This is a genomic window from Achromobacter aloeverae (genome assembly GCF_004121055.1).
Taxonomy (GTDB): domain Bacteria; phylum Pseudomonadota; class Gammaproteobacteria; order Burkholderiales; family Burkholderiaceae_B; genus Bordetella_C; species Bordetella_C aloeverae.
Window position 1 is genome coordinate 355537 of sequence record NZ_PYAL01000002.1, and the last position, 15386, is coordinate 370922.

Genomic DNA, 15386 nt, shown 5'->3' on the forward strand with positions numbered 1-15386 from the left:
ATTCCTGGCGGGGATGTTCCCCCGTCGCCAGACCAGGCGCCCTCATGACACCTGCACCGCAAGATGGATCGCCGGAATCCGCCGAAATCCGGCTCAGGGCCTTGTTGCTGGCCGGGTTGGACGGCGATGCGCGCGCCTACCACGCATTCCTGCAGGCGTTGGGGGCGCACCTGCGGGCCTTCCTGCGCAGGCGACTCTATCGCCTGCCCGATGACATCGAGGACATCGTCCAGGAGATACTGATCGCCGTGCACAACGGACGCCACACCTATCTGCCGGACCAGCCGCTGACGGCCTGGACCCACGCCATCGCGCGTTACAAGGTGGCCGATTACCTGCGGCATCGGTCTCGCCACGAGGCGCTGCACGAGCCGCTGGACGATCAGCAGGATATCTTCGCGGAGTCCGACGAAGAGGCGGCGCAGGCGCGCCGCGATGTGGGCAAGCTCCTGGCACAGTTGCCGGACCGCCATCGCCTTCCCATCCTGCACGTCAAGGTGCACGGGCTCTCGGTCGCGGAGACCGCCCAGTTGACGGGCTTGTCGGAATCAGCGGTGAAGGTGGGCGTGCACCGCGGACTCAAGGCGCTGGCTGCCAGGATACGAGGTTCGTTATGAAGACCGATGACATGATTTCCATGCTGGCCGCCCAGGTCGCGCCGGTCGATCGCGGCATCCTGGCGCGGCGCTATCGCGGCGCGCTGGCGCTGGGCGGATTGGGTTCCATCCTGCTGATGGCGATGATCTACGGGATACGGCCGGATATCCGCGCGATGCTGGCCACCCCGTTGTTCTGGGCCAGGATGGCCTTTCCCGCCTGCACGGCGGCGGCGGCGCTGCTGGCCGCCGCCCGGCTGTCGCGTCCTGGCATGCCGGTGGGACGCGGCTGGGTCTTGCTGGCCGCGCCCGTCGTCGCCGTATGGGGCGCCGCCGCTGTCATGTTGCTGGCGGCGCCGGCGCAGGCGCGCCTGCCCATGGTCTTGGGTGTCACATGGCGCACGTGTCCCTTCAATATCGCCTTGCTATCCGTGCCGACCTTCATCGCGGTGTTCTGGGCGATGAAGGGCCTGGCGCCCACACGCCCGCGCCTGGCGGGCGCGACGGCAGGCCTGCTTGCCAGCGCCACCGCGACAGTGGCGTACTGCCTGCACTGCCCTGAAATGGGCGTGGCTTTCTGGGCGGTGTGGTATTTCACTGGCATGTTGTTGCCGACGGCGCTGGGCGCGCTGCTTGGGCCGAAGCTGCTGCGCTGGTAGACGGCGCGGGAGAGGAGGTTATTCCGCGCGCGGGCGCCTGCTCCGCTCCGGTGCCGATGGCTTCCCTCCACCTTGCTTTTACCAGTCCAAATGCTATCTTCCAGGAAGTTGTGCGCGCGTTCCTGGCAAGCTTCCATCGCGACCTGGTGACCGAGCTTCCGGTGCTGGAACAGGGATTTCTTGTCTTGCCTTGCCGACCGAGCCGGGGTTGGGAACCCGGCTGGCCCCGGGCCTGAAGTCCCGTGCCGACGCCGTCATCAAGCGCAGCGCCGCCTGAACCGCTGCCCCTATCCTGGAGACATCATTCATGACCGCTTTCACTTTTTCGCAGCTGCGCGCTGCGCTCAACGGTATTTCCGGCATCCTGGTCACGCCTTTCGACGACCAGGACCAGATCGCGCCGCGCAAGCTTGCCCCCATCGTCGATCGCGCCGTGGACGCCGGCGTGCATTGCCTGGTGGTGAACGGCAATACCAGCGAGTTCTATGGCCTGTCGCCGGAGGAAGCCGTGTCCATGGCGCACGCGGCGACCGAACTGGTGGGCGGCCGCGCGCCCGTGCTGGGCGGCGTGGGCCGCGACATCGGCCAGGCTTGCCGCCTGGCGCGTGAATCGGCGCGGGCCGGCGCCAGCGGCCTGATGGTGCACCAGCTGCCGGACCCCTTCGTCGCGCCGCGCGGCGTGGTGGAGTACGTGAAGCGGGTGGGCGATGCCAGCGGCGGCCTGCCCATCGTGCTGTACCTGCGCAACGAGGGCATCGGCCTGGCGGCGATCGAGGCCTTGTGCCGCCTGCCCGGCGTGGTCGGCATCAAGTGGGCTTCGCCCACGCCCCTGCTGATGGGCGAAGCCATGCGTCGCTGCGCCGACCTGGATCTGGCATGGGTTTGCGGCCTGGCCGAAATCTGGGCGCCGCCGTTGTATGCGATGGGCGCGCGCGGGTTCACGTCCGGCCTGATCAACGTCAAGCCGGCCCATTCGGTGGCGATACACCAGGCGCTGGAGGCGGCCGATTATCCGCGCGCCCGCGTGCTGATCGAGCAGATGCGCGCCTTCGAATCCTTGCGCGCCGAAGAGCAGAACGGCTGCAACGTCAGCGTGGTGAAGGCGGCCTTGCAGCTGCTGGGCCAGGACTGCGGCGCGCCGCGTCCGCCGGCGGCATGGCCCCTGACGGAAGCGTCCGCGCAGGCGCTGCGACAGTTGTTGGCGGGCTGGCGCGACTGAGGGCAAGGGAAACCCCTAGATGGTTTCCCGCCAGCGCTTGCACGACCATACGGCTTTCCTCGCCGCTCATGGAGTGCCGGATGCCTTTGTCTCGTCGTCACATGCTGGGCGCGCTGGCCGCCTTGCCCTGCGTCATCGGTACCGCGCGGGCCGCTGACAAGTTTCCCGCGCATCCCATCAAGCTGCTGGTCGGCTTCGCGCCGGGCGGCTTGACCGACATCGCCGCGCGGGCGTTGGCCGAACGCATGGGGCCGGCCATGAACGGCAACGTGGTGGTGGAGAATCGTCCGGGCGGGCAGGCCATCATCGCCACGGTGGCCGTGGCGCGGGCCAAGCCGGATGGCTATACGCTGGGGTTCGCTGGCACCAACGGCATGATCCTCAACCCGCTGCTGTACACCAATCTGCCCTACAAGCAGTCCGACTTCAAGCAGCTGGGCTCCATGGGGAAGTCGCCCATGGTGCTGATCGTCAATCCGGCGCTGGGCGTGAATACGGTGGCGGAGTTCGTAGCGTTGGCCAGGAAGAAGCCGGGCGATATCACCTGCGCCCATGCGGGGATCGGCGTCATCAACCATCTGGCCATGCTGCATTTCCAGTCCCAGACCGGCACCGAGTTCCAGGGCGTGCCCTACAAGGGCAGCGGCCCGGCGCTGATCGACATGATGGGCGGCACGGTCATGAGCACTTTCGATTTCCCGACGTCGGCGCTGGCCCATATCAAGTCGGGCAAGCTCAAGGCCCTGGCGGTGACGGCGGACCAGCGCCTGTCCAGCCTGCCCGACGTGCCGACCATGGCGCAGGCCGGGGTGCCCAATATGGAGCTCTACACCCGCATGATGATTTCCGGGCCCGCCGGCATGCCGGCCGATGTGGTGAAGGTGCTGGAGGCCGCGGTGAAGAAGGGCACCGAGGACCCCGGGTTCATCAAGCAGTTCGCCGACCAGGGCGTGGCGATCGAGTTCGCGTCCTCGGCGCGGATGGACAGGATACTTGCCGACGAGAACGCGCTGTGGGCCAAGGTAATCAGCGACAACAACGTGCCCAAGACCCAGTTGAGCAGTTGAAGGGGCGGACAGCTCCCTGAATTTACCGATGCCTGCCGTGTCGACCCCTGCCTTGTCGCCCGCTGCTTTGCCGACGCCCATTCTGGAGGCCACGACCGTGCCCACCCCCCGCATCACCGTCACGCCGGAACGCGCCCTCGTCGATGTCGAGCGCGACATCCGGCTGGAGGGCTATCCGCCCTACGCCTTCGTGACCGTCGCGGCGAGCATGCGCATGTGCGGCGCCCTCTGGTCCTCGGAGTCTGTGTTCCTGGCAGGTCCGGACGGCAGCCTGGACCTGCGCCGCGACAGCCCGGTGTCGGGTTCCTATTCAGAACCGTCGGCCATGGGCATCGTCTGGTCCATGCGTTGCCAGGAGATGGACCGGGTGGTGTTTCCGCCGGACCGGACGGATGCGCTGGTCATCGAGATCGCTGCCACCAGCGGCGACGTGTCGGCCTATGCGGTGCTGGTCCAGGAGTTTCTTGCGGCGGGCGTGAAGCACGATCCGGTGCGAGTCGACGTGGCGGGGATGTCCCTGTCGGGCGAGCTTTATACGCCGCCCGGTCCGGGACCGCACCCGGTGGTGATTTACATGAACGGGTCGTCGGGAGGCGTGAATGCGCCGCGCGCGGCCTTGTTCGCGGCGCGCGGGTATCAGTGCCTGGCGTTGGGCGTTTTCAATTACCCGGGACGGCCCAAGTATCTCAATGACATGCCGCTCGAATATTTCGAGCAGGCCCTGCTGTGGGTGCGGGACGTGCTCAAGCCGAAAGACGGTTTCGTCGCCGTGTCCGGCATCAGCCGGGGAGGGGAGATGTCGCTGCTGCTGGCAGCCCACTATCCCGCGTTGGTGAGCGCGGTGGTGGCCTACGTGCCGTCGCCGGTGACGCATGGCGTGGTGAGCGCGGGCGAGCCGGGCACCGGCCGCGATGCGCAGGTATGGACCAAGGGCGGACAGCCCTTGCCCCACCTGTGGCAGGACAACGCCACGGCCGACTGGGAGGCCGCGTATTCCACGCCGCCGCCGTATCGGCAGACGTTGGCTTTCCTCAGCGCCACGCGCGATCGCGCGGCCTTCGAGCGGGCCCGCATACCCATCGAGCGCTATCCCGGGCCAGTGCTGCTGGTGAGCGCGTCCGACGACGGTTTCTGGCCCAGCACGGCCTATTCGGAGATCGTGGCGCGCATCCGCCAGGCGGCGGGACTGCCGGTGGAGCATCATGTCTGCGCGGGCACCGGGCATCACGTCCATTATCCGACCTTGCCGGCCACCCTGATCAACAAGCCCCATGCCATGTCGGGGCTGTTGCTGGATGCGGGTGGAACCGCGCCCGCCAACGCGGCGGGCAATGCGGGGTCCTATCGCGCGGTGCTGGCGTTTCTCGCGCGCGCTCGCGGAATTACCGCGTCGCCAGGATGAACAGCCGCGGGAAGGGCAGCAGCACCGTGCCGCTCGGCAGGGCGGGGTAGGCCTGCTCGATGCGTTCCTTGTACAGCTGCAGGAACTGGGCCTTCTCGTCGTCGTCCAGCTTCGCGAGGAAGGGGCGCAGCGCGGAGCCCTTGAACCACTCCACCACGGCCTGGGCGTTTTCCAGCGGATGGAAGTATGTGGTGCGCCATACGTCGATATGCTGGCAATGCGGTTGCAGCAGGCCGTAGTACCACTGCGGCGCGTGACGATTGTGCTGCCGCACTTGCGCGATCTTGCCGCCCCAGCGGGGGTCGGCGGCGACTTCCTGGGCCAGCAGGTGGGCGGGTTCCTGCAGGTTGTCCGGCGTCTGGATGGCCAGGGTGCCATTCGGCGCCAGGCAGCTGACCAGGCGGGGGTATAGGGCCTGGTGGTCCGGCAGCCATTGCAGCGACGCATTGGCCAGGATCACGTCGCATTGGGTGTCCGGCGTCCACTGCGCGATGTCGGCCAGGTCGAATTGGGTTCGCGGCGAGCGCTTGCGCGCGGCGGCGATCATGTCCTGGTCGCTGTCCAGGCCCGTGACGCGGGCTTGCGGATAACGCTGCGCAAGGACTTCGGTCGAATTGCCCGGGCCGCAGCCCAGGTCGACGGCGATCCTGGCATCCTCGTTCGGAATCGCCGCGACCAGGTCGCGGACGGGGCGGGTGCGCTCGGCTTCGAAGCGCGAATACTGCTGTGCGGACCAGGTCATGGCGGTCTCCCTCTTATCGATCTGCGTGGCATGGCGAACAGCAGAAGATTACGCCATCGGCCTTACAAAAGCCCCACGCGAGGCGCACCGCCGCCGACCGTTCGGGAACGAAACTTCTTCTTGCGCGATTACGCCGTGACGGACGAGGCGTGGCTTATCTTGGCTGATATCCTGGTCCTAAGCGGGGATCGTCCAGGAAGGCGGCGGCCCAGTAGTCCATGGCCGCGCGGACGATTTTTGCGCGCTTGAGGTCGCGGTGGGTGACCAGCCAGAGTTCGGGCGCGAACGGCGGGACGGGACTATCGAGGCGGACCAGGGTCTTGTCGGCATCGCCCAAAAAACAAGGCAGGGCGGCCACGCCGCCGCCGGACTGGACGGCCATCAACTGGCTGTTGGTGTCGCTGAGTTCGCAGGCGATGGGGCGTTTTCCCGCCGCCGTCCTGATCCACCGGGCCAGCGGCATGCGGCTGTAGCGCTGTTCATAGGCGATGAAGGCCCAGCGCGACGGGTCTTCCAGGGCGCCGTAGCGGCGGCTGGCGTAGAGGGCGAAAGGCAGGCGGCCGATGCGGCGGATGACGGTGCTGGCCTCCTTGGGTCGGGCCATCCGTATCGCCACGTCGGCCTCGCCGCCGGCCAGCGATACCTGCCGCGCTTCGGATGACACCGCCAACTGGATGCCGGGATAGGCCGCCTGGAAATCCGCCAGGCGCGGAGCCAGGAAATGCGTGGCCAGCATGGGCGGCGCGCTTAGCGAGACCCTGCCCTTCAAGTCCGTCTGGCTCGCGCGTGCCTGCCTTTCTATGGCGAACGCCGCCGCTTCCATGAGCTTGGCCTGTTCGAAAACGCGCGCGCCGATGGCCGTCAGCCGGCAGGCCCGCGGCAAGCGCTCCACCAGGGGCGCCTGCACCTCGGCTTCCAGGGCGGCCAGGCGGCGGCTGACCGTGGCGTGGTCCACTTCCAGGGCGCGCGCCGCGCCGGACAAGGTGCCGGCCCTACCCACCGCAAGGAAGTGCCGCAGATTTTCCCAGTCGAACATCTGTGCGTTTTCTCCAGGTTGAAGTGCGATTTTAGGGAATTTACGCGGATAGGGGGCGTGCGTAGCATCGTTTCCTTCCGGTCCTTCCTTCGCTTGAACCATGTCCGCTTCCTTTTCTTCACCACGTGGCACGCTGGTGGCGACCGCGCTGGGCTTCGTCGTCGTGCTGCTGGATGTCAGTGTCGTCAACGTCGCGCTCGACGCCCTGCGCCACGAATTCTCCACCGATGTCGTCGGCCTGCAATGGGTGGTCAACGCCTATACCCTCACGTTTGCCGCGTTGTTGTTGACCAGCGGCGCGCTTGGCGACCGCTTCGGCGCCAGGCGCATATTTCTCTACGGCTTCTGGCTGTTCACCTTCGCGTCGGCAGTTTGCGGCCTTGCCTCGGACCTGGCCATGCTGGCTGGCGCGCGCGCCGTGCAGGGCGTGGGCGCGTCGCTGCTGGTGCCCAATTCGCTGTCCCTGCTGCAACGCGCCTTTCCCGACAAGTTGCAGCGCAGCCGCGCCGTGGGCTGGTGGGGCGGGATCGCCAGCCTGTCGCTGGCGGCGGGACCCGTGCTGGGCGGGATATTGGTCGCGCACTGGGGCTGGCGCGGGATCTTCGCCATCAACCTGCCTATAGGCGTGCTGGGCGGCTGGCTGACCCTCAAGTACGCCGCGGCCGATCCGCCGGCGCACGGGCGCGGCCTGGACTGGCCGGGGCAGGCTGCCGCCATCCTGGCGCTGACGGCCCTGACCGTGTCGCTGGTGGAGGTGGGCCGCCTCGGCTGGTCCAATGCCTGGGTGCAGGGCGGTTTCCTGCTCTGCGCGGCCGCCGTCGCGGGATTCTTCCGCATCGAGTCGCGCAGCCGGTCGCCCATGCTGCCATTGGCGCTGTTCCGTGCGCCAGCCTTCGCGATGGCATCGCTGTCCGGCGTCGTCGTCAACTTCGCCTACTATGGCTTGATCTTTGTTTTCAGCCTGTTCTTCCAGGTCGAGCAGGGCCTCTCGCCGGCGCGGACCGGCTTGGCTTTCCTGCCGATGACCGTCGTGCTGCTAGGGGCCAATCTCGTGGCCAGCCGCCTGATCGCGCGGATAGGCGCCCGCAGGCTGATGGCGCTGGGCCTGTCGATCGCGGGAGCCGGATACCTGCTCCTGCTGCCCGTGCGCATCGACGGCTCCTACGGCTGGCTGGCGCTGCCCATGCTGCTTGCCGCGATCGGCACGGCGCTGACGGTGCCGACCATGACCAACATCACGCTGTCTTCGGTGGAGGCCTCGCGCGCGGGCATTGCGTCCGGCGTGCTCAATTCCGCGCGGCAGGTGGGAGGACTGCTGGGCGTGGCGGTGTTCGGCTACCTGGTGCGCGACACCACGCCGGCGGCCTTCATGGCGGGGATGCACCTGTCGGCCGGTCTCGCGGGCCTGTTGATCCTGGGCGCGGGAACCCTGTGGTGGCGCGGCGGCGAGGAGAGGCTGGTCGCCTAGGCTCGCCCGGTTTGCGTGACCGGTATGCGTGACGGTAGGGCCAGGATAAGATATCCGCGCACGCCAACGTGCCGGCGCCCGCGCTCGCGGCAGCCGTTCCAGCGATACGGGCGAGGGCTGCGCATTCATGTCTACCGTAATTGCCATCCTGGGTGGGGTCGGGCTTTTCCTGCTCGGCATGACCGTCATGACCGACGGATTGAAGGCGCTGGCGGGATCCGCCTTGCGCACGGTGCTCGGCAAGGCGGCGGCCACGCCGTGGTCGGGCGCGTTCTGGGGCGCGATGGTGACGTTGCTGGTCCAGTCTTCAAGCGCGGTGACCATGACGACGATAGGCCTGGTCAGCGCGGGCATCCTGCCTTTCTCCAAAGGGCTGGGCCTGGTGTTCGGCGCCAATGTCGGTACCACCGGCACGGCCTGGCTGATTGCGCTGGTCGGCGTGCGGGTGTCGTTGTCCGCGTACGCCTTGCCCATGATCTTCATCGGGGCGCTGGCGAAGCTGCTTGGCAAGGGGCGTGTTTCCGCGGCCGGCGGCGCGTTCGCGGGCTTCGCCCTGGTGCTCTATGGCCTGACCACGCTGCAACAGGGCATGGGCGGGCTGGCGCAGAGCCTGAATCCCACCGACCTGCCCGCGGTGCTGGGCATGCCGGGGGCCGGCTGGATGAGCGGAACGGGCGGCTTGCTGATGTTGATCATCGTGGGCCTGGCGATGACGGCGGTCATGCAGTCGTCGACCGCCTCCACCGCGGTCACCATTGCATCCTTCCATGCCGGCGCGATCAGCCTGGAGCAGGGGGCCGCGCTCATCATCGGGCAGAACATCGGCACGGCGACCAGTTCCGCCATGGCCGCCATCGGCGCCAGCGTGACCGCCAAGCGCCTGGCGCTGGCGTATGTGCTGTTCAAGGTCATCGCCGCGCTGATCGCGATTTTCTCTTTCCCCTTCGTGACGTCATGGATGACGCGCCTGCTGCCGTCCATCGACGGCACCACCCTGCTGGCCGGGTATCACACGGCGTTCAACGTAGTAGGGGTCGCGGTGCTGCTGCCCGCGACGCAATGGTTCACGCGCGTCGTCGAGCGCATCATGCCTACACGGGAAACGGCCCTGGAACGCGCGCTGGATCGCAGTGTGCTGGCCAATCCGGTGGTGGCCGTCGAAGCCGCGCGACGGGTGGTGGCGGATGTCCTGAAGACGATATCGGCCGCGGTCGCCGCCGCGCTTTCCACCAATACGGACCATCGCGGCGTGCCGGGGGCCGCAGCGGCAGCCGCCACGCTGGGAGAGGTCAGGGATTTCCTTTCTGAACTGCATGCGCCGGCCGCGTCGGAGACGGACGCGGACCGCTATCACCTGACGAGCACGCTGCATGCGCTGGATCACGCCACGCGCCTGGTGGAGAACCTGGCCGCAGGGCGCTTCGACCCGCCGCCCGGTCCGCCCGAAGGGAACTCCCCGCTGGATATCCATGCGACGGCGCTTTGCGTCAAGGCCATGCAGGGAGCGCAGGAGGTCGGCGCCGCCGTCACCGCGCAAAGCGCGCTGAGCGGGCATACCGATCCCGTCGGATGGAGCGTATCGCCCGAGGTGGCGTCAGAGCTCGATGAAATGGCGAGCACGGCGCTCGAGCTGGACGCCGTGGGACGGGACCACCGCGCCGCCACGCTTGCCGCCGTGGCGCCGGGCACGATAAGCGCCGCCGAGGCCTTGCGGCGCATCGACAATGTGAAGCGATTGACCCGCATTGCGCATCATGCGTGGCGATCGTCGGCGCACCTGGTCGGCCGGGCCGCGCTCGACGGGGGCGCCATCCCGGCCGAGTAGGCCGGGGGGATCAGGGCGCGCGGGTTGCCGCGGCCAGATCCGCGACGTGCACCATCAGGTCGCGCACCCGGTGCAGGGTGGCGTACTGCTCCAGGACCGATTGCCATTGGGGCGACGACACCAGGTGGTCCCAGACCGCTTCCAGCAGCGCCGGATCCGCCGGCGTGTCCTCCGCCAGCCGGGTCGCGTAGGCCAGGCTGGCGGGCGCCGACAGCAGCTGCATCCGGCTGGCGGCGTTGAGCAGGCGCGGCGCGTCGTCGGCCGGCGCGTCGCAGCAATAGAGCACCGTGCCGTCCAGGCATGCGCCGTCGGTGGGCAAGGCCTGCAAGGCGGCGCCGCGCAGCATGACGACGCCCTCGCGGCACGAGAACGGATAGCGCGCGCCGGCGTCCGCCCGCGCGAGCAGGCGCAGGCCGCGCAGCAGGCGAGGGTAGTCCGTGGTGGCGGCATCCACCGATGACTTGGCTTCGGCAAGCAGGCAGACGTCCCAGACGGGCGCGCCGTCGCCATCGGCCGGCCCCCAACGGGATGGGCGGGCGTCTGGTGATGCGACGCCGGCCCGTTCGTCATTCATCGGCTCGCGATCCGGCTGTCCGTCGTCCTTGCCTGGCGCCCGCCGCAGCAGGGCCACATCCCATTCCGTCTTGGCGCGTTCCGCCTTGCCCGCGATCGCCGCCGGCACGCGCATCGAGGTGACGACCCGATAGGCCGCGGGGTCGCCCGCCGCGACGCTCAACCGCCGTGCCCACGCTTGCAGCGCTTGCGCGGCCAGGGCCTCGACGGCGGCCCCGCGCTGCTGCGTGCCGCGTCCCAGCGCCGCGGCCTGGGCGCTGCCTGAACGCGGACCGCGCCTGTCCCACAGCGCTTCGTACTCGCGAACGGAATCGTCGTCCGCCAGGTCGGCCAGGCGCCGCAGCCTGTCCAGGGCCGGGGCGTCCAGCAGTTTCCGCAAACCGCGTTCGACCAGGGCATTGTTCGCGGCTTCCGGCAGGGACAGGACCTGCCGCGCGGTGTCGGCCAGCGCCGGCCAGGCGGCCGCGGCGGCCTGGTCCTGCAGCCGCGACAGCCCGTCGCGCAGGGGGCCGGGCGGCAGGCGCTCCCGCTTGCCGGGATGCGCGATGGCGTTCACGGCCGACAGGAGGGCGCGCCGATCCTGGTCCGCATGCGCCGACAGGGACGCATGTTCGCGCACCCGTGGCTTGCGGTGCCGCAGCACCATGGCTTGGAACGCAAAGTCGCCGCGGGCCGGGCGCATCGCGTCCTGGACCAGCCGCGCGAGCGCGTCGATGAAGGCTTCTTTCCGGCCTGCTCGCAGCGGCCGCCCCGCGACCAAGGCGGCGCGCGCCTGTTCGATGACCAGCGCCAGTTCGAGCGCCGGCGGATGGTCGCGTCGATGGGCGGCAGCCGGGACCGCGGGGATGCGATAGCGCCGGGCGACGGCATGGGGCAGGCCTTCGAGCGTGGCGGGGCCGGGCGTCGGGGTGTTTTGGGGCATGGACACATCACGGTTGCGATGCGCCGGGTCGGCGGACGGGGCGGCGAGTGCCGGCGCGCAGGGTGTCGAGGGAGTATACCGATCAACCCGCGGACCCAACGCAAAGGCCCACCAAGGGCCGCGCAAGGCTCCAGCGCAAGGACCCAGCGCAAGGACCCATTGCAGGGCCCCCGCCATGCCTCCCCCGGCACGTCCGTGCCCGGGTGATACTCTTATGCCCGTGGCGCCGGCCCTTTCCGCGCGCCACCGGCTTTTCAGCATCGAGGCGCGATCCGTGAACACCGCTATGCCATTGGACACCCCCACGTTGCACGACCAGCATGGCCGTTGGCCACAGGCCGAAAACGTGGAGGACTTCCGCCGTAATCTCGCGGCGGTGCGGGCGCGCATCGCCGCTGCATGCGAGCGCGTCGGCCGCGACGCCGCGGGCGTGCGGCTGCTGCCGGTCAGCAAGACCAAGCCCGAGGCGACGCTGCGGCTGGCCTACGCGGCCGGATGCCGCGATTTCGGCGAGAACAAGCCGCAGGAGGCCTACGGCAAATGGGAAGCCATGACGGACCTGGCCGACCTGCGCTGGTCGGTGATCGGCCACTTGCAGACCAACAAGGCCAAGCTGGTAGCGCGCTTCGCCGCCGAGTTCCAGGCGCTGGACAGCCTGCGCGTCGCGCAAGCGCTGGATCGGCGCCTGCAGGCCGAAGGCCGGGGCCTGGACGTGTTCGTGCAGGTCAATACGTCGATGGAAGCGAGCAAGTACGGCCTGCCGCCGGATGAGGTGGCCGCGTTCCTGCGCGCCTTGCCCGCGTTTTCGTCGCTGCGCGTGCGCGGCTTCATGACGCTGGCGGTGCTGTCGGCGCAGGCCGCGCAAGTGCGGCAGTGCTTCGTGCGCCTGCGCGAATTGCGCGACCGCCTGCGCCAGGAGACGCCCGGCGGGATGTCGCTGGACGAGCTGTCCATGGGCATGTCCGGCGACTATGAGATCGCCATCGAGGAGGGCGCCACGGTGGTGCGCGTGGGCCAGGCGATTTTCGGCGCGCGCGCCACGTCCAATGATTACTACTGGCCTTCGGCCCCCGAAGGAGAGGCACGTTGATGGGCGCCTTCGATCCCACCGTGGGCGCGGCATCGACGCCCTTGCTGCCCTTGTCCATCGACGTGGTGTCGGTCCAGTCGCAGGTCGTCTATGGCCGGGTGGGCAACAACGTGGCCTTGCCGGCGCTGGATGCGCTGGGACTGACCGTCGCCGCCGTGCCGACGGTGGCGTTCAGCAACACGCCCCATTATCCGAGCATCCATGGCGGCCCGATTCCTCAGGAATGGTTCGAAGGCTATTTGCGGGACCTGTACGCGCGGCAGGCGTTGGGACATCTGAAGGGCATCCTGGCTGGATACATGGGCAGCGCGGAGCAGGTGCGGGCGCTGGGCGAGTGGACAGCGCGGGTGGTCGAGGCCAAACCTGATGTGCGGGTCGTGATCGATCCCGTGATCGGCGACTATGACAGCGGCGAGTATGTCAGCCCGGGCATGGTCGACGCCTACCGCCGGCACCTGCTGTCATGGGCCGACGGGATGACGCCCAATGGGTTCGAGCTGGAACGGCTGACGGGCTTGCCGGTGACGGATATCGCCAGCGTCGTTGCCGCGGCCAGGACCCTGCTGACGGGGCGTACGCAGTGGGTGACGGTGACCAGCGCCGCGCCCCACACCTGGGCGGCCGGCGAAATGCGGGTCGTGGTGGTCACCCGCGATCGCTACGAGGTGCTGGCGCATCCCCGTATCGATGCCACGCCCAAAGGCACCGGCGACCTGTTCAGCGCGGTGGTCACGGGCCGGCTGGTGATGGGCGCGTCGGTCTTCGAGGCGGTCGCGGCGGCGTGCAGCCAGGTGGTCGCGGCATTGCGGTTGACGTTCGAGGCGCGCAGCGCGGAACTGCTGCTGCCTCGCGGGTCCGTTGCGGCGTAAGATCCCGGGCGTTGCGCCGCCGCCGCGCAGCGTTCTTTCCCGGGAGACGGCAGGACGGGCCCTCTTGGGTCTTTTCCAAGCCTTTTTCCGAGCCTTTTTCCGAGTTTTTTTTGAGCCTTCTGGAGCCTTTTGGAGCATACGCGAGCGATGAAATTCGAGCTGATAGGCATGCTGGACTCCCCCTTCGTCAGACGGGTCGCCATTTCGATGCAGATCATGGGCGTGCCCTACGTCCACCGTGCGATCTCGGTATTTCGCGGATACGACACCTTCAGGGCCATCAACCCCGTGGTGAAGGCGCCCACGCTGGTGACGGAGGACGGGCAGGTGCTGACGGACTCGACGCTGATCCTGCAATACCTGGAAGCGCTGGTTCCCGAGGACCGGCGCCTGGTTCCGGAAGACGCCGGCGCGCGCCTGTCCGTGCTGCGCTTGACGGGGCTGGCACTGGTGGCCAGCGAAAAGGCCGTGCAGATCGCCTATGAACGCTTTCTACGCCCCGAGGAGAAGCGGCACCAGCCCTGGGTGGATCGCGTCGAGCAGCAGCTGAGGGCGGCATTCGACGAAATCGAAAACGACTTGCGCGCCTCGCCCCTGGTGTGGGCGACGGAGGCGGACGTGGCGCCCGTGGAGCTGGATGGCATCAGCGTCGCCGTGGCATGGTATTTCACGCAGCGCATGCTGCCGGGGCTGATCGACGCCGCCGATTATCCGTTGCAGGCTGCCTGGTCGGCGCTGGCCGAAGAACAGGCGCCTTTCAAGGCCGCGCCTTACACGCCCTGAACGCCCCAGCCGTCCGGGCATTCCACGCCGCATAGCCCGGCGCCCTCATGGGCCGGCCCGCGATGCCGCCGGCCCGATCAAATATTGTCGATGGCCTGGTCGCGCGCCAAGGCCTGGATCACCTTGGCCAGGACCGCGACATGCCGGTCCCAGGCCGCCTGCATGCGTCCGATCGGCCCCACGACGGAGAGGGCATACCATTTACCCGCCATGGAAAAAGGCGCGGCGATGGCCGCCAGGTCGGGCACGCTTTCCGAGACGTTGGCCGACCATCCGCGTTCGCGCGACAACGCCAGGTCCTTGAGCAAGGCCTTCCGGCTGGTCAGCGTATGGCGGGTGAGCGCCTTCATGTCCAGCTTGGCGAGAATTTCTTCCAGTTCTTCCCCGTCCAGGGCGGACAGCAGGGCCTTGCCCAGCGAGTTCGAGTGCAGGCCGCGCGCCTCCCCGGCCTGCGCCGTATAGCGGATGGCCTGCAGCGAGTGGGCGCAATCCAGGTAGATCACCTGCAACTCCTCGCGCGTTCCCAGCACCGCCGTTTCCCCGCTTTCATCGCGCAGGCGCGCCAGGTAAGGGCGCAGGATATCGAGGACGGGATCTTGCGCGTCGATGGCCCCGCATATCCCCATCAGCTTCTTGGTCGGATAGTAGGTGCGCTTGCGGGTCTGGTACAGATAGCCGCGCGCAACCAGCGTGCGGACCAGCGCCAGCGTGCTCGACATGGGGGCCGCCAGCGCCTGCGAGAGTTCGGTGAGGGACAGGGCTTCGCCCTGGTTCGCGTAGCACTCGAATAAATCGAGGGTGCGGGCGACGAGTTTCACTTCCGACATGATCCGATCCTGAAGATGGGCAGGCAAGCAGCGCCGCCGCGCCGGGCTGGCGTCGCCGCAGGCAGGATATCAGCCTTGCCGCCGCAGACCGGAAGTTTATAGAAATCCAGGAAATTCACCAGCATGAATAGTTATTCACACAAGAGAATTTCATATGATATATTTTTTGCGCCGGAAGCTGGACGACGACGTGGATGCCGCGCCTCGAAGCGTGGCCGGAAAAATCACCGCCAGGCGCGGCGACTCGGCCATCGCTGGAAACGCGTTCGCAAGGGCGTGAATTTTTCTTGAACCCCCAATCAGCAGGA

14 protein-coding genes are annotated in these 15386 nt (G+C 68.2%); 10 read left to right on the plus strand and 4 right to left on the minus strand.

Going from position 1 to position 15386, the window contains the following annotated elements; genetic code table 11:
* The first annotated feature begins 44 nt into the window (after positions 1 to 44).
* From C7R54_RS08540 to C7R54_RS08560, 5 genes are all read left to right on the plus strand, one after another.
* Positions 45 to 617: a sigma-70 family RNA polymerase sigma factor gene (locus C7R54_RS08540; protein ID WP_129149772.1), complete on the plus strand. Its 573-nt coding sequence runs from the start codon at positions 45 to 47 to the stop codon at positions 615 to 617.
* Positions 614 to 1255 carry a DUF1109 domain-containing protein gene (locus C7R54_RS08545; RefSeq protein WP_129149773.1) on the plus strand — a complete coding sequence of 214 codons (642 nt, stop codon included), beginning with the start codon at positions 614 to 616 and terminating at the stop codon, positions 1253 to 1255. The genes C7R54_RS08540 and C7R54_RS08545 overlap by 4 nt, the downstream gene beginning before the upstream one ends.
* A 307-nt stretch (positions 1256 to 1562) precedes the next feature.
* A complete protein-coding gene (locus C7R54_RS08550) occupies positions 1563 to 2474 on the plus strand; it encodes a dihydrodipicolinate synthase family protein (RefSeq protein ID WP_129149774.1) in 912 nt (303 codons plus the stop codon).
* A gap of 80 nt (positions 2475 to 2554) precedes the next feature.
* A complete protein-coding gene (locus tag C7R54_RS08555; RefSeq protein ID WP_129149775.1) occupies positions 2555 to 3541 on the plus strand; it encodes a Bug family tripartite tricarboxylate transporter substrate binding protein in 987 nt (328 codons plus the stop codon).
* 97 nt (positions 3542 to 3638) lie between these two features.
* On the plus strand, positions 3639 to 4943 hold the full coding sequence (locus C7R54_RS08560) for an acyl-CoA thioesterase/bile acid-CoA:amino acid N-acyltransferase family protein (protein ID WP_240039438.1): 1305 nt from the start codon (positions 3639 to 3641) through the stop codon (positions 4941 to 4943).
* Here C7R54_RS08560 and tam read toward each other — a convergent pair.
* Both tam and C7R54_RS08570 read right to left on the minus strand, forming a co-directional pair.
* The gene (tam, locus tag C7R54_RS08565; RefSeq protein WP_129149777.1) at positions 4924 to 5685 is read right to left on the minus strand and encodes a trans-aconitate 2-methyltransferase; all 762 of its coding nucleotides are present in this window, start codon (positions 5683 to 5685) and stop codon (positions 4924 to 4926) included. The two genes, C7R54_RS08560 and tam, sit on opposite strands and share 20 nt — an antisense overlap.
* Before the next feature lie 154 nt (positions 5686 to 5839).
* Complete coding sequence (locus C7R54_RS08570; RefSeq protein WP_129149778.1) at positions 5840 to 6721, minus strand: LysR family transcriptional regulator; 882 nt, start codon at positions 6719 to 6721, stop codon at positions 5840 to 5842.
* 100 nt (positions 6722 to 6821) lie between these two features.
* Between C7R54_RS08570 and C7R54_RS08575 the strand changes: the two genes are divergently transcribed.
* Together C7R54_RS08575 and C7R54_RS08580 are read left to right on the plus strand one after the other, a co-directional pair.
* Complete coding sequence (locus C7R54_RS08575; protein WP_129149779.1) at positions 6822 to 8189, plus strand: MFS transporter; 1368 nt, start codon at positions 6822 to 6824, stop codon at positions 8187 to 8189.
* Positions 8190 to 8316: 127 nt separating this feature from the next.
* Complete coding sequence (locus C7R54_RS08580) at positions 8317 to 10014, plus strand: Na/Pi cotransporter family protein (RefSeq protein ID WP_129149780.1); 1698 nt, start codon at positions 8317 to 8319, stop codon at positions 10012 to 10014.
* 10 nt (positions 10015 to 10024) lie between these two features.
* On the opposite strand, the gene C7R54_RS08585 is transcribed toward C7R54_RS08580, so the two are convergent.
* Complete coding sequence (locus C7R54_RS08585) at positions 10025 to 11509, minus strand: 3-deoxy-D-arabino-heptulosonate 7-phosphate synthase (protein ID WP_129149781.1); 1485 nt, start codon at positions 11507 to 11509, stop codon at positions 10025 to 10027.
* 286 nt (positions 11510 to 11795) lie between these two features.
* Here C7R54_RS08585 and C7R54_RS08590 point away from each other — a divergent pair, with 286 nt between their 5' ends.
* The 3 genes from C7R54_RS08590 (at position 11796) to C7R54_RS08600 (ending at position 14251) form a co-directional block, all read left to right on the plus strand.
* On the plus strand, positions 11796 to 12599 hold the full coding sequence (locus C7R54_RS08590) for a YggS family pyridoxal phosphate-dependent enzyme (RefSeq protein ID WP_129150401.1): 804 nt from the start codon (positions 11796 to 11798) through the stop codon (positions 12597 to 12599).
* The gene (pdxK, locus tag C7R54_RS08595; RefSeq protein ID WP_129149782.1) at positions 12599 to 13468 is read left to right on the plus strand and encodes a pyridoxine/pyridoxal/pyridoxamine kinase; all 870 of its coding nucleotides are present in this window, start codon (positions 12599 to 12601) and stop codon (positions 13466 to 13468) included. Before C7R54_RS08590 ends, pdxK begins: the two co-directional genes overlap by 1 nt.
* Before the next feature lie 147 nt (positions 13469 to 13615).
* Positions 13616 to 14251, plus strand: a complete 636-nt coding sequence (locus C7R54_RS08600) for a glutathione S-transferase (RefSeq protein WP_129149783.1) — start codon at positions 13616 to 13618, stop codon at positions 14249 to 14251.
* A gap of 77 nt (positions 14252 to 14328) precedes the next feature.
* On the opposite strand, the gene C7R54_RS08605 is transcribed toward C7R54_RS08600, so the two are convergent.
* On the minus strand, positions 14329 to 15078 hold the full coding sequence (locus C7R54_RS08605; RefSeq protein WP_129149784.1) for an IclR family transcriptional regulator: 750 nt from the start codon (positions 15076 to 15078) through the stop codon (positions 14329 to 14331).
* Positions 15079 to 15386: the final 308 nt, after the last annotated feature.